Genomic DNA, 25,515 nt, shown 5'->3' on the forward strand with positions numbered 1-25,515 from the left:
TTGAGAGAAATAATTATGTCTAACACTGACTCAGTTGCAGATAGCTATCTTGAAAGCTTAACTCGTCATCAAGCCTTGTTTGAGACAATGGAGACGTATCACCCACAAGTAATGCAGTTACTTGAAGTATGCCACAGCGTGTTACAAGCGGGCGGCAAAGTAGTCTGGTTTGGTAATGGTGGTAGTGCCGCTGATGCACAGCATTTAGCCGCAGAATTTGTGGTACGTTATAAATTAGAGCGTGGCCCTTTGGCATCCATTGCACTTACAACAGATACTTCGATTTTGACGGCGCATAGCAACGACTATCATTTTGATACCGTGTTTGAACGCCAAGTACAAGCACTCTGCAAGCCTGAAGATTTAGTCATTGGTTTAACAACGTCAGGTACCAGCGCTAATATTAATTTGGCATTGGCAGCAGCAAATGAAATAGGTGCTTACACTGTTGCATTGACAGGTCGTGATGGTGGCAAAGTTAAAGATATCGCAAAATTGCCAATTATTATAAAAGATGATGAAACAGCTCGCATCCAAGAAGCGCATATGTTTATTGGTCATTGGTTATGTGAAGCCATCGATATGGTTGTTGCGGGGCAAGAGTAATGGATTTAGGGTTACTTAAAAATTTATCTAACGCAAAGGTATTGGTGGTTGGCGATGTCATGTTGGACCGCTATTGGCATGGTGATTCAGGGCGTATATCGCCAGAAGCCCCGGTGCCGATTGTTAGGGTGAGTAAGTTTGAAGACAAAGCCGGTGGCGCAGCCAATGTGGCTAAAAATATTGCTCGGCTAGACGGTAAAGTTGGTTTGCTTGGTTTAATTGGCGAGGATGAAAGTGGTCAAATCCTCGAAAGCATTTTAAATGATGAACGTATTGATTCGCAGCTAGTCAGTGTGTGTGATTTACCCACTATTTCTAAAATGCGTGTTATTAGTCGCCACCAACAAGTCGTTCGATTAGATTTAGAAGAAAAATTTACCGAGCAGCACAGTCAATTATTGTTAAATCGCTTAGAACTTGTTTTAGAACAGTATGATTTTGTGCTTTTTTCAGATTACGATAAAGGCTCGTTGAGCTTAATTCAAAAAATGATTCAAGTGGTTAAAGCGGCAGGTAAAACGGTTCTTATTGACCCTAAATCATCAGATTTAAATCAGTACCGTGGTGCTGACTATATTACACCAAACTTAAATGAGTTTAAGCTCGCTGGTGGCCAAACTGATTCAGAGCAAAGTTTAACCGACAGCGCGCGCCAACTAATAAAAGATGCCGGTGTTGCAGCTATGCTCCTTACTCGTTCAGAGCAAGGTATGTCACTGATAAGCGCAAATGAAAAGTACGATTATTCGGCGCAGCAGCTTGAAGTCAGTGATGTAACAGGCGCTGGCGATACGGTTATCGCAACACTTGCGGTAATGCTTGGAGCGGGTATGCAGCCAAAAGATGCGGTTGAAGTTGCTAACCTTGCAGCAGGCATTGCTGTTAGTAAGCTTGGCGCCGCAACAGTTTCCCCTGAAGAGTTGAGTCGTAAACTTGGTCAGTACTTACAAAAAAATGGTGAGCATTACCAAACACCATTTGATGATGTATTGCAGCATATTGAATTTGCAAAACAAAATGGTGAAACAATTGTGTTTACCAATGGCTGTTTTGATATTTTACATGCAGGTCATGTCCGTTACTTGGCGCAAGCAAAAGCTCGAGGCGATCGTTTAGTGGTTGGTTTAAATAATGACGAGTCTATTGCACGTTTGAAAGGTCCACAAAGACCTATTACCCCGCTTGATGAGCGTGCAATGGTACTGAGTGCATTAGCATCAGTTGATTGGGTCATTCCGTTTGGCAGCATTGATGAAGATGACACGCCGGCAAAATTAATCGAAAAGATCAGCCCTGATATTTTGGTTAAAGGCGGGGATTACACCGTAGAGCAAATCGCGGGTGCTGAACACGTATTACGCCATGGTGGTAAGGTCGAAGTGCTGGAGTTTTTAGACGGTTGCTCAACCTCTAAAGTGATCAGTAAAATTAAATCTTAGGCTTAAGGGATGACTGGTACGCAGTACTTAATTGCTGCCAGTCGCTTTGTTGCCAATGCATTACCTGGTTACGGCCATGCTCTTTTTCAAACGAGCGTAGTAAACGCGATATATTCGCTTGCTGCCACTGCTTTTGAACAGGTTTTATCTCACCTCTATCGAAATCAATAATATACACAGCGCCCGTATTGTCGAATAAGATGTTATTAATGTTTAAATCTGCATGATAAACACCTAAGTTATGGAACTGTGCGATGGTGTTGCCAATCATTGTTAACTCATCAGCTGTTAAAGCACGCTTTTTTAATACATCTAGTAAGCTTTGTGCACCCTCTATTGCTTGAGTGATAATATCGCCGCGGTAGATTAAACCGTGCTGAGTAATTTTTGCAGTAATGGGTTTTGGTACGTTGAGGCCCATTTCACAAAGCTTCATCATCAAAGCAAACTCTTGATAAACGCGGGTCTTTTCAAGGCCAAGGTACAAGTATTGATCGCTTAAAACTTTACCTACTAAACCGCCGCGCCAATAGTGTCTTAGCACGGCTGTTAATTCTTTATGACAAAAAAACCATGCGGTAGCTCGGCCTTTTTTACTGCCGACTATCTTTTCTTGCTGTTGCCAATATTCTGCATCAAACCAATTTAGGCTAATTTGAGCGCTGTACTCTGGGTGGCTCAGAATAATGTGTTGGTTGATTACTTGTTGATTAAACATGGCAAATATACTTTGTAGCAGGCAATAACGGTATCTTAACGCGTTTTAATGCCAAGCATAAGTACTTGCAATAGTGAGTGGTTAATTTAAGATCAAGCTCTCGTTAATAATAAAGTGAACAATGCCTGTGAGCCAGACTGCAAACTATTCAGATATCTGTATTTTACGACTTTCAGCAATTGGTGATGTATGCCATGCGGTTTCTGCGGTCCAAGCAATTCAAAAAGCACATCCTAATGCTAAAATTACCTGGGTGATGGGTAAAATAGAAGCCATGCTGTTGGCTGATTTACCAGGCGTAGAGCTTGTTGTGTTTGATAAAAAACAGGGCAAGCAAGCATTTGAGCAGTTAAAGCAGCAATTTAAAGGCCGCAAATTTGATGTGCTCTTACACATGCAAGTCGCTTTACGCGCAAACCTCGTCGCACGCTGTATTCCGGCAAAGATTAAAGTTGGGTTTGACTGGGCCCGTGCTAAAGAGCTCCATAGCTTATTTATAAACAAACGTATAGAGGCAGAGCCACAAGCACATGTACTTGAAGGTTTTAAAGGGTTTGCTAAAGCGATAGGTGTACCTGACTACCAACCTAGCTGGGCTATGCCAGTGACAGAACAAGATCAAATCGTCGCTGATGAGTTACTCGGGGCAGAGCGTCTTGCCAGCCCTATTTTTGTGATATCGCCAGCTGCGAGTAAAAAAGAACGTAATTGGTTACCTGAGCGATATGCAGCTCTTGCAGAACATGCTGATCGCCAAGGGTTTCAAGTTGTGATCTCGGGTGGTCCAACTGAGCTTGAAATCGAACTGAGCGAGCAAATAATTAGCTACACTAACGCACCTATATTAAATTTAGTCGGCAAAACAAAACTCAAACAATTACTCTGTGTTCTTAAGCGTGCTGCATTGGTGCTCGCGCCTGATACCGGGCCTGCTCATATGGCTGTCACCGTTGGTACGCCTGTTATTGGTTTATATGCCCATTCAAACCCAAAACGTACAGGACCATATTTGTACCAAAATTATGTGGTTGAGGTTTATCATCAAAATTTATTACAGCAAACGGGTAAAACCGCTGAGCAAGTTGCTTGGGGTACACGGGTTAAAGGGAGTGATTTAATGGCCCAGATAACCGTTGAAGACGTAACATTAATGTTTGATCTAGTCGTTAAAAAAGAGCAGTTGCTCGCAACTAAGGTTTGCTAATGTTAAATAAAGCGCTTTTTTTAGACCGTGATGGTGTTGTTAATGTTGATCATGGTTATGTGTATGAACCTGAGAAGTTTGAATTTGTCGACGGCGTATTTTCTGCCTGTAAGGCGTTTGTTGATGCAGGCTATAAATTAATTATTGTGACCAATCAATCAGGAATAGGGCGAGGTTATTATACAGAGGCTGATTTTCATGCGTTAAGCAACTGGGTCGTAGCGCAATTTGCAGAGCATGATGTCACTGTCAGTGGGATTTATTTTTGCCCTCATCACCCAAAAAAAGCACTTGCTGAATATCTAAAAGAATGTCATTGCCGCAAGCCTGCACCTGGGATGTTGCTACAAGGTATTGATGATCATCATATTGATTCTAAGCAAAGTATTATGGTGGGTGATAAGCTCAGTGATATGCAAGCCGCAAGTAATGCGAATATTGCAACTAAAGTACTTGTACGTTCAGGCCAAGCATTTGATGCCTGTGCTATAGCAGCGGCAGATCATATCTGTGACTCTTTAGCTGATTTACCCGCATTACTGTTGTAGCTAAATATAAACTGGCAGCTTAAGTTGTCAGTCTCAATTTATGCGATGAACTACAAACAGTGCATTTAGTTGGCTAAACTTTTACAATAGCCACAATTCGTGATCGGCGATTAAATTTACGCTTGATTACCCGTTCAATTATTTGGAGATTTCAGATGAGAGCATCTGCATTTTTTAGCCAACTTCAGCAACAAATTGATGAAGTAAAAGCCGAAGGTCTGTATAAAAGTGAGCGAGTGATCACCTCGCAACAACAAGCACAAATTCAAGTTGCCTCTGGTGATAAAGTTATTAACTTTTGTGCCAATAATTACTTAGGCTTAGCTAATAACCCTGAGCTAATTGCAGCCGCACAACATGGTCTTGATGAGCATGGTTTTGGTGTTGCGTCAGTACGTTTTATTTGTGGTACTCAAGATATTCACAAAACATTGGAACAAAAAATTAGTGAGTTTTTAGAAACTGAAGATACAATTTTATATTCATCATGTTTTGATGCGAATGCTGGCTTATTTGAAACTATTTTAGGCCCAGATGATGCCATCATCTCAGATTCTTTAAATCATGCCTCTATCATTGATGGTGTGCGTTTATGTAAAGCAAAACGTTTCCGTTATGCGAATAACGATATGGACGACCTTGAAAAGCAATTAATTGCAGCAGATGAAGCGGGTGCTAAAACCAAGCTTATCGCGACAGATGGCGTATTCTCAATGGATGGCGTTATTTGTAATTTAGAAGCCGTATGTGATTTAGCGGATAAATATGATGCACTAGTGATGGTTGATGACTCGCACGCTGTGGGCTTTGTCGGTGAAAACGGTAAGGGCACACCAGAATACTGCAACGTGTTAGATCGTGTTGATATAATTACAGGTACTTTAGGTAAAGCCCTTGGTGGTGCATCAGGTGGTTATACTTCGGGTAAAAAAGAAATTGTTGAGTGGTTACGTCAACGTTCGCGCCCTTACTTGTTCTCAAATTCACTTGCGCCGTCAATTGTGACAGCCTCAATTAAAGTGCTTGAAATGCTAGCTGATGGCAGTGAGCTGCGTGCTAAATTGTGGTCAAACGCTAAGTACTTCCGTGAACAAATGGAAGCGGTAGGCTTTACCTGTGCAGGTAAAGATCACGCGATTATTCCTGTTATGCTAGGGGACGCAAAAGTTGCATCAGCCATGGCTGATAAACTCCTTGCTGAGGGTATTTACGTAACTGGTTTCTCATTCCCTGTTGTGCCAAAAGGTCAGGCTCGTATTCGTACGCAAATCTCAGCTGCACACAGCATTGAACAGCTAGATACAGCAATTTCAGCCTTTACCCGCATTGGTAAAGAAATGGGTGTTATTTAATTAATTATTAAACCGCGGCATGTCCGCGGTTTTTGTTGAGTGTGTGATCATGAAAGCATTATCAAAATTAAAGGCAGAACCGGGCATTTGGATGACAGATGCACCAAAGCCAGAAGTAGGCCATAACGATTTATTAATCAAAATACGTAAAACGGCCATTTGTGGTACAGACGTACATATTTATAAATGGGATGAGTGGGCGCAAAATACCATTCCAACGCCTATGGTTGTGGGTCATGAATATGTTGGTGAAGTGGTCGATATGGGCCAAGAAGTACGTGGTTTTAGCGTAGGTGATCGGGTTTCAGGTGAAGGGCATATTACTTGTGGTCATTGTCGTAACTGTCGTGCTGGGCGCGTACACTTATGCCGTAACACAACCGGTGTTGGTGTGAACAGAGAAGGCTCATTTGCTGAGTACTTAGTGATCCCTGCATTCAATGCGTTTAAAATTCCCGATAACATTAGCGACGAGCTGGCATCAATTTTCGACCCGTTTGGCAATGCTGTTCACACGGCACTGTCGTTCGATTTAGTGGGTGAAGACGTACTTATAACTGGTGCAGGTCCAATTGGTATCATGGCGGCTGCTGTTGCTAAGCACGTAGGTGCTCGCCACGTAGTAATCACCGATGTAAATGAGTACCGCTTAGACTTAGCCCGTAAAATGGGCGCAACGCGTGCAGTTAATGTTGCAAGCGAAAAGCTAGAAGATGTAATGACTGACCTTGGTATGACCGAAGGGTTTGATATTGGTCTTGAAATGTCAGGTGTGCCATCGGCATTTAACGCTATGCTAAATAACATGAATCATGGTGGTAAAATTGCCATGCTCGGTATCCCACCGTCAGATATGGCGGTTGATTGGAACCAAGTTATTTTCAAAGGCTTAGTAATAAAAGGTATTTACGGTCGTGAAATGTTTGAGACCTGGTATAAAATGGCCAGCCTTATTCAATCAGGCTTAGACCTAAACCCAATCATTACTCATCAGTATTCAGTTGATGACTTCCAAGCTGGCTTTGATATGATGATTTCAGGCCAGTCAGGTAAAGTTATCCTTAATTGGGATTAATTTTAATCTCATTTTAGTTAGTTTAAATAAAGGTGGCGATTAAAGCCGCCTTTTTTATTGATTTATTTAATTTTTAAGAGGCAGCAATGGCATTTAAACATATTTCAATTGCCCAAACTCAAGAACTACTTAATAAAGAAGACGTGGTGATTGCAGATATTCGAGATCCTAATTCATATCAAGCAGGCCACATTCCCGGCTCTGAGCATTTATCAAATACGAATATTGGCGAATTTATGATGAACAAAGAGTTTGATCAGCCAATTATTATTGTTTGCTATCATGGTATGAGTTCGCAAGGTGCTGCTAATTACTTATCAGAGCAGGGGTTTGAAGACGTGTATAGTATGGATGGCGGCTTTACACAGTGGGAAGTACAGTTACCGGAGCTAGTTGAAAAATGATAGAGCTTGGCAGTATTAATAATCCTCGTGCTGCGCAAGGCTTTATCGACTATATAAAAAGCCAAGGGCTTAGCGGCGAATTGCGCTCAAGTGATGGCCAAAATGTGATTATTTGTATTGCCCCTGAGCACTTTCATCAAGCTCAACCATTATGGCAAGCGTTTGTTGAAAATCCTAACCATGTACGTTATCAAGATGCATCGTGGCAAGTTGGTAATACGCAATCTCCTCTTAATTACCAAGGTCAGTCACTTAACTTAAAAGAGCGCTTTAAAGCACTTAGCTGGCTAAACCAAACCGTCACCTTATTATGTGTAGGAATTTATATCGCCTTCTTACTCGGTGGTTTTGAGTCAATTTATGGTGTTTTACAATTTAACCCTAATCAACCTTTAACTTGGTTGACGCCTGCGATAGTGCACTTTAGCGCGATTCATCTAATTTTTAATATTATCTGGTGGATCTCACTGGGAGATGGTATCGAAAAGCTTGCTGGTAAAAGCACTTTAATAGGTTTGTTTTTAACCACAGCCTTGTTTAGTAATTGGGCTGAGTATTTAATGGTAGGCCCTAACTTTGGTGGTTTGAGTGGTGTAGTTTATGGTTTGCTGGGTTACTGTTGGATTCACAGAGCCCTCAACCCACAGCAGCCTGCTCTGGTGAGTAACACGGTGATTGGTTTTATGCTTATTTGGGTTGTTTTAGGGTTTGGCAATATGCTGCCTGTTAATATGGCTAATTGGGCGCACTTAGGTGGCTTACTTAGCGGTATGGCTTACGCTTATACCGCACAGTTTTTTAAAGCTAGTGATAAAGGTATTTAGTAAATAATACTTCGCGAATAATTTCTTGCCCTGTTTCTTGTTTAAGCAGGGTTTTTAATCGCTCAGCACAGCGTTTACGAATTTCTTCACGCCCTGTGAGTGACTTTATATTTTCTTCAGGCTCTTTCGATAAAATTTCTACCAGTGCGTCGCGTAGCAGTGGTGTATGGTGTTCAACAACTGCAATATTTGCCATATCTGTTAGCATTAAGTCTACAGTTACGCGGACATACCCTAACTTTTTGTTATTTTGCGCGATGTAATTGGCGATTATATCTGGTTCAAAACCAAAGTAGCCCACGGTAGACTCTGCGCGACTGCTAAAGCTTGCTAATAAACTAAATGACAATGCAACTATTAAGATGCCTGAGTAAAGCGCTTTTTTCATAGGTAAGTGAGGTGATTCATATTTCATGTTAACAGTTTATACGTAATACTGATTAATATACAGGCTGAATCAGTTATTTGTTATTGAATATCTTCAATTACTTTTTCCATAGCTTAGGCAGTGTTATCATTTACTCGGTTTTTATTAAATAGAGCTATTGTGATTACATTTCCTCTTTCCCTAACAGCTAATTGGCAACGTGGTAATACGGTTACCTCACTTTCACAGCAAGAACAAAACTGGCTGCTTGAGCCAAATTCTCTGACGGCTAAACTTAAAAGCCATGGTCGTGATTTCTCTGTTCAGGTATTGAGTGAAAAACAATTCACTTTAAACAAGCACCAACAGCAATTACTTGATTGTCATTTATCGCAAGGTATTAACCGTGAAGTGTTACTTTGGTGTAATGGTCACCCTATGGTTTATGCACAAAGTTGGTTACCTGTTTCTCAAGATATGCAACAACAACAGTTACTTGAGCTTGGGGATAAACCATTAGGTGATGTGATTTTTCGACACCCTGATTTAAAACGCACGGAGATTGAAATTGCATGTTTTGATCAGGATCACCCAGTACAACAGCTGGCTGAGCAGCCTCTTGATTGTGTAAGTCCATTATGGGGGCGGCGTAGTATATTTTCTTTAGCGCAAAGTCGCTTTTTAGTGTGTGAAATATTTTTACCTAAGGCGTTTATTTACCAATGACATTAGCTGCATTAAAAACTGCGAACATTGCACACTACAAACAACTAATGCGCACCGATAAGCCAATTGGCACGCTTTTGTTGTTGTGGCCAACTTACTGGGCTTTATGGCTTGCCAGTGGTGGTATACCAAGTTTATTAAACTTTATAGTGTTTAGCTTGGGGGTTTTTGTGATGCGCAGTGCAGGGTGTGTGATCAATGATTATGCCGATCGTAAAATTGACGGTTCTGTCAAACGTACTGCCCAGCGCCCTTTGGCTGCAGGGCTTGTTACTAGTGGAGAAGCACTTAGCCTATTTGTCCTTTTGATATTAATTGCATTTGGACTTGTGTTATTACTCAGCTGGCAAACCATCGTGCTATCTGTCGGTGCGCTGTTTTTAGCTTTTAGTTACCCTTTTATGAAGCGTTTTACTAATTTACCACAGGTGGTATTAGGTGCTGCGTTTAGTTGGGCTATTCCAATGGCATATATGGCTGCAAGCGGTCATGTGCCTGCCTCTGCCTGGTTGCTGTTTATGGCCAATGTTATTTGGACTGTGGCTTACGATACGATGTATGCCATGGTTGATAGAGATGACGATTTAAAAATCGGGGTAAAGTCAACAGCAGTTTTGTTTGGTCAAGCAGATAGAGCAATCATCTTGTGTCTTAATGGCAGTTTTATAGCTTTACTTTGTTACATCGGTTGGAGTGAGCAACTTGATACACCATATTGGCTTAGTATGCTGGTGGCATCAGGGTTCTTAGTTTATCAGCAAATATTAATTCATTCTCGTGATAGAGAGCGGTGCTTCAAAGCATTTTTAAATAACCACTACGTAGGTTTAGTTGTATTTGTTGGCTTAGTGGCGTCCTTGCCACTTAATTTGTAAGCTTCATCGCTTGCTCGGTTAGTTTACTAGCGCGGTGGATCAATCACGCCGCTAATTGAGGCATTCATCCTGAACCAACCCGCAATGGAATAGCGCTCATCACCTGCAGGTAACACTTCATGCATAAAGCGCTCGCTTTCAAATATAACAAGTGTGCCAGCCAGTGGCTTAATGCACACTTCGACTTGTTTACTCTTGGGTTTGTATATTATTAATTCACCACCAGAATCTGGAGTATTTAAGTAAAGCACTGTGGTAAAGACGCGGTTAGAGCGGCCTTTAAAGGCATCATAGTGTTTTTTATAAAAATCACCTTGTTGGTATTTGGCGTAATGGCATTCGTAATCAAATAAACCTAAAAAGAAACTCCGGTTGAGTACGACTCTCATCTTTGCCATTAATGCTAAATAACCTAGTTGTGCTTGGCTACTGCCATCAAACTAAAATGTTTTGTCTTTGCGAACAGTTTTATTGACGTGTAAGTCATGTTTACGGCCAATGCCAGCGACACTAAATTCGGGGTTAATGCGATAGCAATCAAGCATCAATTTTGCAGTTAAACTTTTAGATAGAGCATTATTTATAATGGTATAGCCACGGCTTTCAATATCATCTAAATAGATTTCAGAAATGAAATGAGCGTTCATTTTATATACTAAGTATAGGGAGGTGCGCTAGTTTAGCTTAATATTTATTTAAAGCGAGCTTTTTATTTCGGACTTAAAACAAAAAAAGCCTGAATAAATCAGGCTTTCAATATCAATCTTACTCACTAACCGACAGCGCTGTCTTTTCTATTAAGGACAAGAGCTGGTTTATGTGCTCCCCAGGGGATACTTGCTGACTAGTTTGCACAATCAGCTGCTCATGAGCTAAGTCTTTATTTGTTTTTAACTGCACGAGATCTGAATGCTCAGCAACTGTATTTGCATGTTCAATGCTTGCAATGGCAAAGTGGTTCGATTTGCACAAGCCGTCCATTACTTGTTCAATACTACCAACTTTAATACTTGAAGCTTTATTTAAACCATCAATTGCTTCGTTAAGCATAGTTTGAATTTGCTTTGATTGCGAAAAACAGCCATATATTGGGAAGTCGATAAGGTCTTGCTTGCTGATATCACTTTTTTTGGCTAATGGATGGCTTTTAGCCACAAATAAAATTAGTTGATCAGGTAGGTGTATATCAGTACCAATACTATTTACAGCTTGTGAGCAAACACTAATATCAATTTCACCTAGTTGCAACTTACGAAGTAACTCACTTTGTTCTTGTAACTGCATTTCTATTTTTACATGCGGGTATTGTGCTAAAAATTGGCCACATGATACAGGTACAATTGCGCTTGCCTTAGTCGTATAACCAATTATCAACTTCTCGCTTGAGCAGCCGTTGAATGATTGAAATAAGCTTTTTTTGGTCGCTTCTAAAGCTGATAGGGTATTTTGTGCATAATCTAAAAATAATTCACCCTCGGCAGTAAGTTTAACTGAGCGAGTAGAGCGTTTAACTAATTGATAGCCAACTTCATCTTCAAGGGTTTGAATGCTACGTGTTAGCGCTGAAGTGCTTATTTTAGTGGTTTCGGCCGCTTGGCGAAAGTGTCTAAGTTGGCCTAATGCAACAAACTGTTCTAATTGTTCAAATCTCACTTTTATAGTCCTTTGTATAAGTAAGTCGCACGAGTGCGAGCATAGTTGAAATTATCTTAACAGATAGTAATGTATTGTACCTAATTTGAAAAGTCTCTTTTTACAAAAATATTACAACTTTAGTCAGGTTAACGTTGATTAAACTCAAAAAAAAGTGCTAAGTTGTTGATGGATATATCAACAATTTTAGGGGAAAGCTGCTTTGTGCGTTGCTCTTTTATCAATGAAAGCACGATAATAACGATCACTGATTCAGCCATCGAAGATACTTTAATGATTATTGCTGTCATCGCGATTAAACTTTTTCAGAGCGAGTCCAGCATGGTTTTTTTCATCACAACATCAATTAACCCGAGAGATGTCATTATGTTGTTGTAATAGTTCTTTTACTTTTTAGGTTTGGTGAAAGCGAAGTGGTCCGCTTTCAAATTTAAAACCAGATAAAACTGACTTGGTGACTTGGTGGCTATACTTGCACCATTGTCGACAATAAGAATATGCCAAAATGACTGTTGCGTATTCACTTTGTGGCTCAATTACAGTCTCGTCTGAAAATAAAAAGTCTGTCGCATAAATCCCCTTCGTTTAATACTTCACCAAAAGGGTTATTGCCTGATAGTTAGTCTGCTTTATCACTTAATGGTTTTTTTTCAATGTTTTTGAGTTCAATTTCTATGGCATCGCATGATATGTGTATTTCATATAAAGAAGTTAAAAGCGATAAAGCTAAACAACCTAGACTAATACCAAATAAAATAACGCCTGTGGTTTTAAACTCAATAAATAATGCAAACATTGAAATAGTACACATTAAAAATGATGCTACGCCATATACTTGCATGGTTCTAATGAGCTTTATACGCTTTCTTAGGTTGGTGATCTGCGCAACAACAAGTGGTCGTATAGTTTCACCCTCTCGCGCATTTAATTCCCGAATTAATTGCGCTAATACTAAAAATCGGTTTGTATAAGCCAATAGTAATAATGAGATAGCAGGAAAAAGTAAGCCTGGGGTGGTTAGTGTCATGATTATTCCTAAATAACAAATACTTCGCTTAGAATAGATTAGGGGAGTTTAATTACAAAGTAAAAGAGTTCATTCATATAATAAATAGGAAATGAAATTATGAACAATGAACCATTTCGTTGGATAACGGTTTATAGCGCTGCAGATGCTGTTGAAGCAAATATAGTGAAAGGGCTGCTAATAGGGAACGAAATAAACTGCCAATTGTTAGGCGAGTCATTACAAAGCGCAGTAGGTGAAATTCCCATTGCTCAAACAGAAGTTCGTGTACAGGTTTATGCGATAAAAGAGCGCCATGCGCGCGAAATATTGTTAAACTATAGCCAAGAACAGCAATCTGCTCTGGATTGGGTATGCCCCAACTGTAATGAGCATAATGGGCCAACATTTGAAATTTGTTGGTCTTGTAGGACTCCTAAGAATGACAAAAGCGAATAATTTTCAGCGTATTCGAGAGCTTAATTATTTACAACAAGCCGTATTAGCGGCTGCATTAATTGAGCGCATGCTACCAAACTATGGTTTGTTTAGTGAAGCGACTGGGTTTGGTGATGAAGCGACGCTTCGTAGTGCACTGAATGTGTGCTGGGAAAAAATTCTGCTCCCTAAAAGTAAAATTGATTTAGAAAAACAAATCGAAAAAATTGAACCTAATGTCCCCGAACTTGCCGATTTTGATATGTTTGGTACATATCCCGCGATCGATGCGGCAACGGCTTTACTTGGGTTAATGCACGGTTTAATTGCCCAAAATGATAGTGAATTTGTCAGTATAAGCAAGATATCACAAGCAACCGTTGCTCGTTTTATTGAATATCAACTGACAGTTGAGGGGGTAGTTGCCGATAATAAAACAGTACGCGAACACCCTTTAATGCAATATGAAATTGAAGTGCTTAGTGAAATGATCGATTTTGTCGAGCAAATGGGCCGTGTCACATCACAGAGTGTTAAAGAACTGAAACTACATGCTATTGCAGATGGTCAAACAAATATTGGTTTAGCGCTATAACACGAATTTATCGGTAGGAGAAAAAGCAGTGCGAATTTTAGGCATTGAGTCATCATGTGATGAAACAGGTATTGCAATCTATGATGACGAACAAGGATTGCTGGCGCACCAGTTGTATAGTCAGGTAAAAGTGCACGCTGATTATGGTGGGGTGGTTCCTGAACTTGCGTCACGCGATCATGTTCGTAAAACCCTACCATTGATTGATGCTGCATTTGCACAAGCGGGCTGTACTGCAGATGATATTGATGGGATAGCCTACACAGCAGGGCCTGGGCTGGTAGGGGCTCTGTTGGTTGGCACTTCTATTGGACGTTCACTTGCTTATGGTTGGAATATTCCTGCTGTCGCAGTGCATCATATGGAAGGGCATTTACTGGCGCCAATGCTAGAAGAAGATGTACCAGACTTTCCATTTATCGCGTTGTTAGTCTCAGGTGGTCATACCATGATGGTGAAAGTCGAAGGCATAGGTCAATATGAAGTGCTTGGTGAGTCTGTTGATGATGCCGCAGGTGAAGCATTTGATAAAACAGCAAAACTTCTAGGCTTGGATTACCCTGGTGGTCCTCGTTTAGCTAAACTGGCGGAGCAAGGCGAGCCTAAACGATTTATTTTCCCACGCCCAATGACTGACAAGCCTGGCCTTGATTTTAGCTTTAGTGGTTTAAAAACGGCTGCTGCTATCACGATTCGTGATAATGATAGCGATGAGCAAACCAAAGCTGATATTGCCCATGCATTTCAAACCGCTGTGATTGACACGTTAGTGATCAAATGTAAACGTGCGCTGAAACAAACAGGAATTAAGCGTCTTGTGATCGCAGGTGGTGTAAGCGCAAACGTGGAGCTACGCGCACAGCTTGAGCGGGTAATGCAAGGTATGAAGGGGCGAGTATATTATCCACGTACAGAGTTTTGTACTGATAACGGTGCGATGATAGCTTATGCCGGTATGCAGCGCTTAAAAGCTGGACAATTTGCTAGTCTCGATATGAAAACAAAACCGCGTTGGCCTATAGATAGCTTAGAAGCGATTTAACTAGTGCTATTGTTATCCTGAGTTGGTGGTTTCTTTTTATCACCAACTTTTGGTTCATCTCCACTGAAAAGACGTTTTATATTACCATGATGGCGAATAATTATAAGTACAGTTAAAAATGTCACAGGCAAGGTATAGAGTGGCTTAATCCACCATGTGTACAAAGGCGCTAAGGAAACTGCAATCAGCGCTCCGAGCGACGAGTAGCGAGTAATTGCAACAACTGCCACCCAAGTCGATATTAGCAGCCCACCTAAAGAAAGGCCAATTGGTAACAAAGTTCCAAATGCAGTGGCAACGGCTTTACCGCCTTTAAAACGAAAAAACACCGGGAACATATGGCCTAAACAAGCACTTACACCTATCAAACCTAGCATAAGCGGGTCAAGTTTTAAAAAGTATGCGGCCCATACAGGTATAGTGCCTTTAAGAATATCGAATACTAGGACTAAACAAGCGGGAAAACTACCGCCTAAACGGTAGACATTGGTAGCGCCAGGGTTATTTGAACCATTAGTGCGTGGATCTGGTAGTTTAAACAGCCGTGAGACTAGAATAGCCGATGAAATCGACCCTAGTAAGTAGGCTAAAACTAACATTAAAACAGCTATCACACGCTTCCTTATTTTTTAATCGCGCTTTTTCGGCTATCATTGGCCGCAAATATCGAGGGCAAAATAACATTGCATACTTTTATGTTCAACAATAGAGCAGTTGTTTTTGTACCCACTGACTATTGTATGGTTAATTTTTACATAATAAAACATAGTTAAAGTGTATAAACACTATAAAAGTTAATTATAGTGGGTAAAACTCGTCAATTGAGTTTAAATTTTTCAAGTTGGAGCAGTTATGGATAAAGTTTTTATATCGCAACTACATGTTGAGACTATCATTGGCGTGTACGATTTTGAAAAAGAAACCAAACAGAGTTTATATTTCGATATAGAAATGCTCTGCGATATAAAACCTGCAGCTCAAAGTGATGATATCAATTTAGCCTTAGATTATGCCAAAGTAAGCGATCGAGTTATTGCGCATACAACAGCAAAGCCTGTAGAGCTTTTAGAAACGCTAGTCGAGCAACTTGCAGTCATTATTTTAGCCGAGTTCAATACCTCAGAGGTTACAATAAAAGTGAGCAAGCCAGCTGCGGTAGCCCAAGCACACACTGTTGGTGTGCAAATTACGCGAGAAAAGGCCACTAACTAGCATGGCACAGATTTATATTAGCCTTGGCTCTAACGTGAATAAAGAGCATTATTTTCGCCAAGCACTTACCACCTTAAAAGAGCACTTTACCGAGCTTGAGCATTCAAGTGTATTTGAAAGTGAAGCTGTTGGCTTTTCAGGTAGTAACTTTTATAATTCTGTTGTTGGTACTCAAACAGAAATGCCGCTTGAACAGTTGTGTTTGTTATTGAAAAAAATTGAACGAGATAATGGTCGCAAGCTCAACGATAAAAAGTTTAGCCCGCGCACCTTAGATCTTGATTTATTATTTTATAATGATGTAATTTGCGACTCGCCAGCACAGTTACCTCGAGATGAAATAACAAAAAATGCATTTGTGCTACAACCATTGGCAGAAATAGCCCCTCATTTTATTCACCCAGTCGCAAAGAAGACGATTGCGCAGCTATGGAATGAATATAATAACCCTAATCAAAAACTATGGAAGGTGGAGTTTACTAACCCATGAGTATTATAGAAATTATTGTTTTAGCCCTGATCCAAGGATTGACTGAGTTTTTACCTATTTCAAGTTCAGCCCACTTAATTCTTCCTTCACAAATCTTAGGCTGGCAAGATCAAGGTTTGGCATTTGATGTCGCAGTACACGTTGGTACATTAATCGCTGTTGTCATTTATTTTAGAAAAGAAGTTGTCGATATACTTGGTGCGTGGTTTAAATCGTTTGGAGCACAAGGTGCAACAGATGACAGTAAACTAGGCTGGTGGATTATTGCAGCGACTATTCCAGCGCTTGTTATTGGTTATTTCTTTAAAGACTTTGTAGAAAGTTATTCTCGAAATGCATGGGTAATAGCCACTTCTACGATCGTATTTGGTTTATTACTTTGGTATGCAGATGTAAAAGCAAAACAGGTAAAGAACATCTATCAACTCAATTTAGTGAGCGCGTTATTATTAGGTTTTTCACAAGTTATTGCGATGGTTTTTCCTGGTACATCACGCTCAGGGATAACAATAACGGTTGGTTTATTATTAGGGCTAAATAAGCAAAGTGCAGCACGCTTTTCATTTCTAATGTCTATCCCTGTTATTGCTGCTGCTGGCTCTTACTATACCTACAAACTGTTCACAGCAGGTGAAGCTATTGACTGGCAAGCAATTTTGTTAGGTGCAGGTTTATCTTTTGTATCTGCGTATGCCTGTATTTACTTTTTCTTGAAAATCATTGAACGCATGGGCATGATGCCATTTGTCATTTACCGTTTATTATTAGGCGCTGGATTGATTCTTTTCTTGAGTCTCTGAAATAAATTTTAAATTATATGAGAAAAAAATAGTTAAATTACGTAGTAACGTTTATTTATTATGTGATTGGGTTTCAAGATTATCCTGTCGGATTTTCTTGAAGCCTTTATTTAATTAGTTCTCCAGCTGTATTTAGTTAAAAAATTTCACGTAAGCCTCCTTATTCCATTTCTTTTTTCTTCGTTCAGTTAGCGTTAAGATAAAAGCGTTGCTGTTTTTATTATTTTTTCCAGCTATGATTATTAGGATTTTAAAAATAATAATTTGATTAAAAGGGACAAAGATGGAATTTAAACAATCAATTCTAGCGTTAAGTGTACTTACGGTTTTAGCCGGTTGCGGTGGTTCTTCAGATGATAATAGTGAAGTTACCAATCCCCCTGTAGTCACAGATCCAGAAACACCGACGGTCAGTGAGGCACAAATTAATGGGGTGGCATCTAAAGGCACATTAAAAAATGCACAGCTTACTTTCTATAAGTACGTAGAAGGCAGTGCTGTTGAGTTAACTGATGAAGAATTAGGGGATTCAAGCTTAGTTACTGATGAAAACGGACAATACCTAGTTACGCTTAATGATATTCAGGGCGTTGTTAAGGTTGAACTGTCTGTAAGTAGCGATGCAGACTCGCCGACAATTATGGTGTGTGATGCACCAACAGGTTGTGGGGTTGGTGCTGATGACGTTGCTATTAAATTCGGTGAAAACGTTAATCTTACACTACAAGATCCTGAGTTTTCGTTAACCAGTATCTTATCTGTTAGCAGTGACTCAGCTGATACCCAAGATACAGCAAATATAACACCATTAACTCATATGGCAACTGCGTTAGCTGAAAGCCGTGGTGATGTATCAGAACAAACAATTTCAGATGCACAATCAGAGATAGCAAATACTTTTGGATTGGTTGGAGCCTTGAACTCACTTACGCCAGGTGCAATTGAAACGCCTTCTTCTTTATTTGATCAAGAAAATACAAACGCAATGCGTTATGCCTTAATCAACGCTGGTATTGCTCATGCTTTATACATTGAAGAGCCTGATCTTTCTCTGAGTGCTAAATTAAAGTTCGCGATAGATGATATGGTTGCAGCAAATGGCGGAATGTTAGTTTCTGCTGATGCAGATGATGACGATGAGTTTGAACTTTCAATTGAAGATGTTCTCAACGGCTCTGAGCAGGCATTAACGCAGCTTATAGAAGTCATTGCAGAGGACCCTTCGCTAGTTGAACACTTAGATGATTTAGAGCAAATTGCAACGAATATAGCTAATGAAATTCAAGTTAAGCTTACTCAGGCTGATGATGAAGGGCGAATTAAAGGTAGTGTAAGTGATGAAACCCAAGGCGACGCGATAGCAAAAGCCAGTGCGATGGTGAATGATATTCGCTTATTTGCTAATTTATTTGATGTAACAAATTCATCGGGAGAACACTTTGAGTCGCAAGGGGAGCAGTTTGTAAATCTCGTTGAAGCTGCTGGTGACATGGTTGCAGAGCAAGGTGATAGCTTTGCTCTATTAAGTGATGTTATCGAAGCTGTTACAGATATTCACCAACAACTTGAAAACGAAGAAGTAACAGGCACAGTATTTGATTTAGCAGATTATTTAAGCACAGCAGGTACAGGTAGTGTAACTATCGATGAAGAAAACCTTGTATTTAGTGTTGATGCGCAAGCTGGAGCCGAAAAGTTAACCCTTGATGTTGCTATTAACGCCTTAGCAGAAAATACGCAGTATCAATTGTTGTTATCAGGTATGGCTGAGAATGACGCTGTAGCATTAACAATTGGAGAAGGTAGTCACGCAACACTGAGCTTGGATAGTGCTGTTACGCGAAGCCAAATTGAAAGTGGTGATGTTAATGCAGAGCCAACCAAAGGGGAGCTAAAGCTGAGTGTGACACTTGCGCAAAAGGCGACTGACACGGTGGCAAACCCGGTAAGTTTTACAGGTAACCTAACTGCTGAATTATTGCCACTAAGAGTTTATAGTACGGAGTCATTAAATGGTTGGGAACAAACAGCTTGGGATTACACGCTTGAGCAAGATACGCTTGTGCTACCTAAAATGGCGAGCTTAAGTGGTGAGTTTTCGTCACTAGATGGTGAGTTTGTAAAAGCCACTGCAACCGTTAATATTAAAGATCTTGAATCATATGTACCGCCGGAGCTTAAAGGGTTTGGTGAAATGTATGAAGGTATTGCTGAAATCACTATAAATGAAGCCAATACAGCGTTAAATCTATCAGTGAATGACGATGAAACAGTGACTGCTTATACATTTGTAAAGACTGCGCCAGATGCTGGAAACTGGAAAGTGTCTGCGAATCGAACTACTGATATTGAAGGGTACTTTCAAGGGAGTTTTACAAGAGAAGCGTTTACTTATCAAGGTGTGCAATTTTATTTATACAACTACTATAACGAGGTAAATGATGATTATTATGGCTATGTTGAATTCATTGAACAAGTAGAGTTTGATGAATATTATCAACCATTTGTAGTTAAAAGGCATTATCAGTATTTTAAAGAATATAATGATGGTGTGCTTATTACTGAGGACGGAAGCAGTATAGCTGTACTTGATATCATGTTTAATAATTATGGTGAGTACCATGATTATTATGATGCGTTAAATGGGTTGAATATTGGGATTCAAACGCCAGTTGAGCAAATCTCCACAATTACTGATTATTTTGACGACGCATTCGCGAATGACTTTAGTGTTGCTGTTGGTGATAAAGGCTCTTATCGTTTAATCTTTGACGATAATGATACATCACTTGCAGCTGGCCTCAATATAGATCTGGATGGCTACTTAGTTTCACCAATTTTAGAAGATATGCTGACTATTACAGTTAGTGATGAAGCCGCAACTTTACAAGCATCCGTTCAAGATGGGGAAGTGCAGACGATTAATGTTGCAAAGTCTTCCGAAACTAATTTCTCAGTAGATAATGTTACAGTCTCTAAGAGTGGTGACTTTGTCCAAAGTGAAACGCTTAGCGTAATAACTCAAGGTGAAGGTCTAGCGCAAACTACAACCGTTGAGTTTTTTGATCGGTACCTTGATGGTAGTTGGGGTCGTTATGAAAAATTGACAGCAATTGATAATGATGACGATCAAATAGCGGACTCTCTCGATTGTATTAACTTTGATTTTCATAGCAAAACAGCAGATGGTCTGTATTACGATTATGATGGGAACTTAATTGATATTAACGAGCAAAGTGGTGATTGCGGTCATTTTGCTAACTTTACAGAATTTGCTGCTTATAGTTGGCAGTTTTCTCGTTTTGGTATAAATGGGGAAAACCTTGCTAATTTTACCGCCGTAGATACATTTAAGAGCCGTTTATATAGTATTAATCCTCCATCAATCTCTGGCGAAGAGCCAACATTTGAACCTGTTTATTATCGTAGTTTTGTGAGTGGTTTAGGTGAAATAAGAGCTGATTTTACGCAACCTGAACACATGCAATGGTCTGCTGATGGTACTTATACGATAGATATGTATTTAACCCAACCAGAACTTGGCACTAATGTTGAAAATGAAGAAACCTTTTTAGATGTTAATGCCGCACTCAATGTACAAGTTAAGGTTGGGGAATATAACCTTGAGCTAAATTTAACGGGAGAACGGACTGAGCTAGAACAAGGTAAGCTTGCGCTAGATGTTAAATATCAACTGCCAGAGAGTGATAAGCTACGCAGCTTTATTGTAAGCTATGACACTAAACTTGAAACTTTATCAGCGACGAATGCTGAAAACGTTAAGCTAATTTTAGCTGATTCAGATGATGAACAAGCAGAGCAGCAAGTGCTCGGCACAATTATGGTCGGTGATGAAAAAGCAGCTGAAATTGTTAAGCGTGATTCGTTGGTGCTCATTGTTTATGAAAATGGAACTGTTGAAACATTATAATTTTGCATGAAGTTCAAGGCCTGCTCTTGCAGGCCTTTTTTATAAAAGAAATAATAAATGATAAAAAATACACTCCTAAGCTGCTTAGGTTTAATGGCATTACATTGTAATGCTCAGCAAAAAGTGTCTGTATATGCTGATTCTAATAGTTTTAGTAATATCTCACCGGTGTTGGCGGTAGTCGATGATGACTGGCAGAGTCCACCTCAGCCAGATGCTGATAAGGGCTTCTCGCAAACAAAGCTAGGCATAAGCTATCAACACTCAAGTCTAGAAGGCTTTACATTTCATATCGAACAGCGCCTAGATTATTTTGTTAAAAGTCATGCTGATACTGCTTTAGGCTATTATCAAGAACAGAATAATATTCCATTACTAGATAAAGAGAACTACAAGGTGAAGCTTGATTACTTTGCTAATAGGAGCAAAGGGTTTGCTGCGGGCTATAGCTATGAGTTTAGTGATGCTTTATTGATTGGCATTAAAGGCAGCTATTGGCGAGTTAATTATTTTCGTCACTCTGTTGTTTCGGGTAATGTGCAAGGAAGGGCTGATAATAGTTTATTAGGCGACCTTAATTATGAAGAGTACTACACGCATAACAACTTTTTAAAACGCCCTAATGAAGGTAATTGGGATAGTAAAGGCAAGGGTTATTCAGTCGACTTATTTGCTGAAATGAATGTATTAGATAACCTAACTGTACGTGCTGATCTGATAGATATTTACAATCGCTTTAGTGTTGATAATGTAGGTTATACATCAGCAGATATAAACACCAAGGGTAGCTTTATTGATAATCAAGGATTTAATAGCTTTAGACCTTTGCTCAAAGGGTTTGAGGGGCAAAGCAAGCATAAATTTAAAATACCAGAACAAATAGCTTTAGCGTTTACCTACCATCATGAAAAAATTGACTATGCGTTAAACTTATCACGCCAAGGTGATATTAACTTTATGCAGATAGGTGCTCAGTTTGCTTACAAAAAAGGCAAGTTTGCGTTAATGCTTGATCCAATTAATTTAACGCCTCAGTTAGGTTATGAAATTGATTTTTTTAAACTTGAGATGGCGATGGATAAGTTGAACCCAAACAAAGCGATGCAATTATCGTTAAATATGCAGGTAAATTGGCTGTTCTAGTCGCTGGTTAAAAATAAACGGCTCAGTTCAATGAACTGAGCCGTTTTATAAGCAATTAAATACAAGCTTTATTAGAAAGTATATTTAGCGCCTAACGATAAGCGACGGCCTTTAACATCAAAGAACTCACCATCGTCGTAAGTGAACGGGTTACGTGGCGGCTCACGGTCGAATATGTTGTTAACACCAACACGTAACTGTAGCTCATCCATTAGATAAGTTTTGTACATGAAATCAAATGTTGTGTAAGACGGGATATCATTGTAGTTATTGTCTTCAATGGTCCAGTCGTTGTCATTAACAGTTGCATGGCGATAATTCATTGTTAATACATAAGCAGAGTCATCCTGTGAATAAACAGCATTAAAGCGGCCCTTCAAGCGAGGTGAAGCTGTTTCGCCTACATCACTTCTAAAGTCTTCAGCACGACCTGTAGAGTTATTATTGTCCTCTATTAAATAGGTTGCTGTTAGTTTTAATGCCAAATCACCAGAGAACAACTCTGTACGGTATGCAGATTCAACATCGATACCTTTAATTGCTACAGTTGCGGCATTGATAGGTCGATTGTAGAAGTTTGTTATCTCTCCTGTTTGAGGGTCTCGCTCCACGTTGTTACAGAATAGATTGTCTAGTGATGTTGATTCATAACAAAGCTTAACATTATCTCGGCCATAATATTCAATAGCATCATCAATTTCAAATGACCAATAATCAAGAGTTAAATCTAATCCTTCAATAAACTCTGGAGTGTAAATAACACCGATTGTGTAATCGTTTGACGTTTCATTTTTAAGGTCTTGGTTACCTTGAATATAACCCGGTAAACTACCTCCTGCTAACCACTCTTCAGAAGGCATCCAACCTTGAGGCAGTCCTGCAGCTTGACAGTTTTTGATTACGTTATCTTTATATTTGCTGCCTGACTCAGCGATAGAATCAGCTCTACATACATCAGCACGTCCTGAGCTGAACGTTTTTGAGTTAGGAGTAAATAAATCACCTAAGTTAGGAGCGCGTACTGATTTTGAACGATTTAAACGTACGCGTAACTCATCAGTGACGCCCCAATTTAAAGCTATCTTCCAAGCATTATCTTCACCTGTAACCGAATAATCCATATAACGGAACGCTGTTTCAAGGGTTAAATCTGTTGTTAGGAAGGTTTCTTCTAATAATGGAATTGAAATTTCAGCTGAAAGTTCGTTTACATCTATTTCGCCGTCCATCGGTGAACTTGAGTTACCAAAGATAAGGCCTTTTTCCATGTTTTCAGATGGCCTAGTGATCGCTGATTCTCTGCGGTGTTCAGCAGTGAAGGCCGCAGCAACATATCCTGCTGGTAGTTCAAATAAGGCGCCATCTACAGTAACAGCAAACACGGCTTGGTCGTGCTTAGCAAAACGTGTTGCATCAGTCGCTATATAGTCTAACTGTGCTTGTGTTGCTGACGTCGCGCCCATTGTGTTAAATGGTGTACAACCTTCAATAGCACCTATAACATCGCCGTTTTCATTACGCTTGGCACACACTACATTACCTTGGTATTCAACGGCATCAATAGAGTTAGCTAAGTTTTGTGTTAATACTTCGCCAGTCCAAAGAGTGTTTTGCTCGATGCGGCCAAATTGTGCGTAAGCAGAGTAGCCCCAGTCATCGTTTAAAATACCTTCAGCGCCGATTGAGGTGCGAAATACCTCACGCTCTTGGTTATATGCACGGTCGCCCCATAAGTTTTCATTAGCTTGGCGAAGTGTTACCTCTGTAAGCTCATTGTCGTCCATTACTTTAGCCATATCGTTTTTAATAAACGCATTGTCGCGACGTATCGTATGGCGAAAGAAAGAAGGTGAGCTCTCTGTTGTGGCTTCTGTATTTGAATAGGTGAAATCAAAGGTTAAAGCGTGGTCGTCATTGAGTTCATATGTGCCGTACGCAGAAGCAATTATTCTTTCTAATGGCGTTTGAAAGTAATCTTTATAGCCGTGGCCAAAAACACCATCGCCTTGATTTTGATTATCTTGAAAGTAGTTTGACGCATCGCTTCCAACACCTGGATTAGGAATGCGCCCCAAGCCATAGTCAAACGGTTTTAGGTTGCCATTTGCATCAAAGGTGTAGTGATGATTGTCGTAACCATTATCTTTAAGTGAGTCTTTAGCGAAGAAGTCGCCACCCTCTGAGTAATAAGCAAGGCCTGTCGGCTGACCTAAAACAACCCGTGAAGGGATGCCATCACTACCACTTTTATTTGCCGGGTTTGCGTATGAGTTTACAGGGTTGCGGTAGAAATCACGGCTCAGCTTGCCATAACTTTTGTTTTCAGTGTAATTAAATGAGGCAATAAAAGAGAGTTTATCGCCTTCCATACCGCCAGTAATTGAGAAGTTGTTTTGCTCGCCACCACTTTGCTCTGGACGTACGGTAGAGACATCAAGTTCAATCCCATCCATTGATTTTTTAGTAATTATATTTACCACACCAGCTACTGCATCTGCGCCGTAAACGGCTGCTGCACCACCTGTAGCTATCTCGATACGTTCAATCATTGTGGTAGGAATGTTGTTTAAATCAACTGCTGTATCACCCACAGAACCAGGTACAAAACGGCGCCCATTTACAAGCACTAAAGTTCGCTCTGAACCTAAACCACGAAGGTCCGTAGTGTTAAGGCCTGACGCATAAATAGTGTTAGTTGTTGTTTCCGGAGAAAGGCCAACTGTTGCCTGTGGCATTTCTGCAAGTAAATCATTGACGTTAGTTATACCTTGGTTTTCCATCTCAACACCACTGATCACAGTAACAGGGGTTGGAGACGTTAGGTTAAAGCGTTTTATTTTTGAGCCGGTAACTTGAATGCGTTCAACGGGTTTCGTTTCAGTCGTTGACTGTGCAAATGTATTTAATGCACTAAATGCAGTTGTCACTAAAACTGCGTTTACGGCTGTTGCGATAAGATTTAATTTTTTCAACATAACACCTTTAATTTCGACAAGCTTCAACTAGGAGTTAAAGCATGATTGAACTAACTAGTTATCAAGGTAGGCACTTTTAACTTAAGAAGTTA

25 protein-coding genes and 1 pseudogene are annotated in these 25,515 nt (G+C 39.9%); 18 read left to right on the forward strand and 8 right to left on the reverse strand.

Annotation, left to right across the window (positions count from 1 at the left end):
• Nucleotides 1-15 precede the first annotated feature (15 nt).
• Together QMA12_RS07455 and hldE are read left to right on the forward strand one after the other, a co-directional pair.
• Complete coding sequence (locus QMA12_RS07455; RefSeq protein WP_087533464.1) at nucleotides 16-606, forward strand: SIS domain-containing protein; 591 nt, start codon at nucleotides 16-18, stop codon at nucleotides 604-606.
• A complete protein-coding gene (hldE, locus tag QMA12_RS07460) occupies nucleotides 606-2,045 on the forward strand; it encodes a bifunctional D-glycero-beta-D-manno-heptose-7-phosphate kinase/D-glycero-beta-D-manno-heptose 1-phosphate adenylyltransferase HldE (RefSeq protein ID WP_290209088.1) in 1,440 nt (479 codons plus the stop codon). The genes QMA12_RS07455 and hldE overlap by 1 nt, the downstream gene beginning before the upstream one ends.
• Here hldE and QMA12_RS07465 read toward each other — a convergent pair.
• Entirely contained in the window at nucleotides 2,035-2,763 is a 729-nt protein-coding gene (locus tag QMA12_RS07465) for a 3-deoxy-D-manno-octulosonic acid kinase (protein ID WP_087533466.1), read from the reverse strand. The two genes, hldE and QMA12_RS07465, sit on opposite strands and share 11 nt — an antisense overlap.
• A gap of 127 nt (nucleotides 2,764-2,890) precedes the next feature.
• Between QMA12_RS07465 and QMA12_RS07470 the strand changes: the two genes are divergently transcribed.
• The 6 genes from QMA12_RS07470 to glpG all read left to right on the forward strand — a co-directional run bounded on the left by QMA12_RS07470 (nucleotide 2,891) and on the right by glpG (nucleotide 8,170).
• Nucleotides 2,891-3,967: a glycosyltransferase family 9 protein gene (locus QMA12_RS07470; protein WP_290209365.1), complete on the forward strand. Its 1,077-nt coding sequence runs from the start codon at nucleotides 2,891-2,893 to the stop codon at nucleotides 3,965-3,967.
• Nucleotides 3,967-4,515, forward strand: coding sequence for a D-glycero-beta-D-manno-heptose 1,7-bisphosphate 7-phosphatase (gene gmhB, locus QMA12_RS07475; protein ID WP_290209089.1), 549 nt, complete (start codon nucleotides 3,967-3,969; stop codon nucleotides 4,513-4,515). The genes QMA12_RS07470 and gmhB overlap by 1 nt, the downstream gene beginning before the upstream one ends.
• Before the next feature lie 155 nt (nucleotides 4,516-4,670).
• Complete coding sequence (locus QMA12_RS07480) at nucleotides 4,671-5,867, forward strand: glycine C-acetyltransferase (protein WP_290209090.1); 1,197 nt, start codon at nucleotides 4,671-4,673, stop codon at nucleotides 5,865-5,867.
• Nucleotides 5,868-5,916: 49 nt separating this feature from the next.
• Nucleotides 5,917-6,942, forward strand: a complete 1,026-nt coding sequence (gene tdh / locus QMA12_RS07485; protein WP_290209091.1) for an L-threonine 3-dehydrogenase — start codon at nucleotides 5,917-5,919, stop codon at nucleotides 6,940-6,942.
• Nucleotides 6,943-7,028: 86 nt separating this feature from the next.
• Nucleotides 7,029-7,346 carry a thiosulfate sulfurtransferase GlpE gene (gene glpE / locus QMA12_RS07490; protein ID WP_099295066.1) on the forward strand — a complete coding sequence of 106 codons (318 nt, stop codon included), beginning with the start codon at nucleotides 7,029-7,031 and terminating at the stop codon, nucleotides 7,344-7,346.
• Entirely contained in the window at nucleotides 7,343-8,170 is an 828-nt protein-coding gene (glpG, locus tag QMA12_RS07495) for a rhomboid family intramembrane serine protease GlpG (RefSeq protein ID WP_290209092.1), read from the forward strand. Before glpE ends, glpG begins: the two co-directional genes overlap by 4 nt.
• On the opposite strand, the gene QMA12_RS07500 is transcribed toward glpG, so the two are convergent.
• Entirely contained in the window at nucleotides 8,151-8,558 is a 408-nt protein-coding gene (locus tag QMA12_RS07500; RefSeq protein ID WP_290209366.1) for a flagellar basal body-associated protein FliL, read from the reverse strand. The two genes, glpG and QMA12_RS07500, sit on opposite strands and share 20 nt — an antisense overlap.
• 159 nt (nucleotides 8,559-8,717) lie before the next feature.
• On the opposite strand from QMA12_RS07500, the gene QMA12_RS07505 reads away from it, so the two are divergent.
• Together QMA12_RS07505 and ubiA are read left to right on the forward strand one after the other, a co-directional pair.
• Nucleotides 8,718-9,263: a chorismate lyase gene (locus QMA12_RS07505; protein WP_290209093.1), complete on the forward strand. Its 546-nt coding sequence runs from the start codon at nucleotides 8,718-8,720 to the stop codon at nucleotides 9,261-9,263.
• Nucleotides 9,260-10,138: a 4-hydroxybenzoate octaprenyltransferase gene (ubiA, locus tag QMA12_RS07510; RefSeq protein ID WP_290209094.1), complete on the forward strand. Its 879-nt coding sequence runs from the start codon at nucleotides 9,260-9,262 to the stop codon at nucleotides 10,136-10,138. Before QMA12_RS07505 ends, ubiA begins: the two co-directional genes overlap by 4 nt.
• 26 nt (nucleotides 10,139-10,164) lie before the next feature.
• Here the strand turns inward: ubiA and QMA12_RS07515 are convergent.
• The 4 genes and pseudogenes from QMA12_RS07515 to QMA12_RS07530 all read right to left on the reverse strand — a co-directional run bounded on the left by QMA12_RS07515 (nucleotide 10,165) and on the right by QMA12_RS07530 (nucleotide 12,818).
• Nucleotides 10,165-10,785 (reverse strand): annotated as a pseudogene (locus tag QMA12_RS07515) (2OG-Fe(II) oxygenase).
• Nucleotides 10,786-10,903: 118 nt separating this feature from the next.
• On the reverse strand, nucleotides 10,904-11,791 hold the full coding sequence (locus QMA12_RS07520; RefSeq protein WP_290209095.1) for a LysR family transcriptional regulator: 888 nt from the start codon (nucleotides 11,789-11,791) through the stop codon (nucleotides 10,904-10,906).
• 128 nt (nucleotides 11,792-11,919) lie between these two features.
• Nucleotides 11,920-12,081, reverse strand: a complete 162-nt coding sequence (locus tag QMA12_RS07525; protein ID WP_290209096.1) for a hypothetical protein — start codon at nucleotides 12,079-12,081, stop codon at nucleotides 11,920-11,922.
• A 329-nt stretch (nucleotides 12,082-12,410) separates the two neighbouring features.
• Nucleotides 12,411-12,818, reverse strand: coding sequence for a DUF2721 domain-containing protein (locus tag QMA12_RS07530; protein WP_087533476.1), 408 nt, complete (start codon nucleotides 12,816-12,818; stop codon nucleotides 12,411-12,413).
• Between the two features lie 99 nt (nucleotides 12,819-12,917).
• On the opposite strand from QMA12_RS07530, the gene QMA12_RS07535 reads away from it, so the two are divergent.
• Genes QMA12_RS07535 through tsaD form a run of 3 tightly spaced genes read left to right on the forward strand, consistent with a single transcriptional unit; the run spans nucleotide 12,918 to nucleotide 14,872 of the window.
• Nucleotides 12,918-13,256, forward strand: coding sequence for a DUF2007 domain-containing protein (locus QMA12_RS07535; RefSeq protein WP_290209097.1), 339 nt, complete (start codon nucleotides 12,918-12,920; stop codon nucleotides 13,254-13,256).
• Entirely contained in the window at nucleotides 13,240-13,830 is a 591-nt protein-coding gene (locus QMA12_RS07540) for a YjaG family protein (RefSeq protein WP_290209098.1), read from the forward strand. Before QMA12_RS07535 ends, QMA12_RS07540 begins: the two co-directional genes overlap by 17 nt.
• Before the next feature lie 28 nt (nucleotides 13,831-13,858).
• Complete coding sequence (tsaD, locus tag QMA12_RS07545) at nucleotides 13,859-14,872, forward strand: tRNA (adenosine(37)-N6)-threonylcarbamoyltransferase complex transferase subunit TsaD (RefSeq protein ID WP_087533479.1); 1,014 nt, start codon at nucleotides 13,859-13,861, stop codon at nucleotides 14,870-14,872.
• Here the strand turns inward: tsaD and plsY are convergent.
• Nucleotides 14,869-15,486 (reverse strand): glycerol-3-phosphate 1-O-acyltransferase PlsY, encoded by a 618-nt coding sequence (gene plsY / locus QMA12_RS07550; protein ID WP_087533480.1) that lies wholly within the window; start codon nucleotides 15,484-15,486, stop codon nucleotides 14,869-14,871. The genes tsaD and plsY overlap by 4 nt on opposite strands.
• Before the next feature lie 238 nt (nucleotides 15,487-15,724).
• Between plsY and folB the strand changes: the two genes are divergently transcribed.
• The 5 genes from folB (at nucleotide 15,725) to QMA12_RS07575 (ending at nucleotide 22,448) form a co-directional block, all read left to right on the forward strand.
• Entirely contained in the window at nucleotides 15,725-16,084 is a 360-nt protein-coding gene (folB, locus tag QMA12_RS07555; RefSeq protein WP_290209100.1) for a dihydroneopterin aldolase, read from the forward strand.
• A gap of 1 nt (nucleotide 16,085) precedes the next feature.
• Nucleotides 16,086-16,574: a 2-amino-4-hydroxy-6-hydroxymethyldihydropteridine diphosphokinase gene (gene folK, locus QMA12_RS07560; RefSeq protein WP_087533482.1), complete on the forward strand. Its 489-nt coding sequence runs from the start codon at nucleotides 16,086-16,088 to the stop codon at nucleotides 16,572-16,574.
• Nucleotides 16,571-17,374, forward strand: coding sequence for an undecaprenyl-diphosphate phosphatase (locus QMA12_RS07565; protein WP_087533483.1), 804 nt, complete (start codon nucleotides 16,571-16,573; stop codon nucleotides 17,372-17,374). Before folK ends, QMA12_RS07565 begins: the two co-directional genes overlap by 4 nt.
• A gap of 283 nt (nucleotides 17,375-17,657) precedes the next feature.
• Nucleotides 17,658-21,305 (forward strand): hypothetical protein, encoded by a 3,648-nt coding sequence (locus tag QMA12_RS07570; protein WP_290209101.1) that lies wholly within the window; start codon nucleotides 17,658-17,660, stop codon nucleotides 21,303-21,305.
• A gap of 57 nt (nucleotides 21,306-21,362) precedes the next feature.
• Nucleotides 21,363-22,448 carry a hypothetical protein gene (locus QMA12_RS07575; protein WP_290209102.1) on the forward strand — a complete coding sequence of 362 codons (1,086 nt, stop codon included), beginning with the start codon at nucleotides 21,363-21,365 and terminating at the stop codon, nucleotides 22,446-22,448.
• 71 nt (nucleotides 22,449-22,519) lie between these two features.
• On the opposite strand, the gene QMA12_RS07580 is transcribed toward QMA12_RS07575, so the two are convergent.
• Nucleotides 22,520-25,423 (reverse strand): TonB-dependent receptor, encoded by a 2,904-nt coding sequence (locus tag QMA12_RS07580; RefSeq protein ID WP_290209103.1) that lies wholly within the window; start codon nucleotides 25,421-25,423, stop codon nucleotides 22,520-22,522.
• Nucleotides 25,424-25,515 lie beyond the last annotated feature (92 nt).

This window comes from Pseudoalteromonas sp. APC 3893 (assembly GCF_030408095.1).
GTDB lineage: Bacteria > Pseudomonadota > Gammaproteobacteria > Enterobacterales > Alteromonadaceae > Pseudoalteromonas.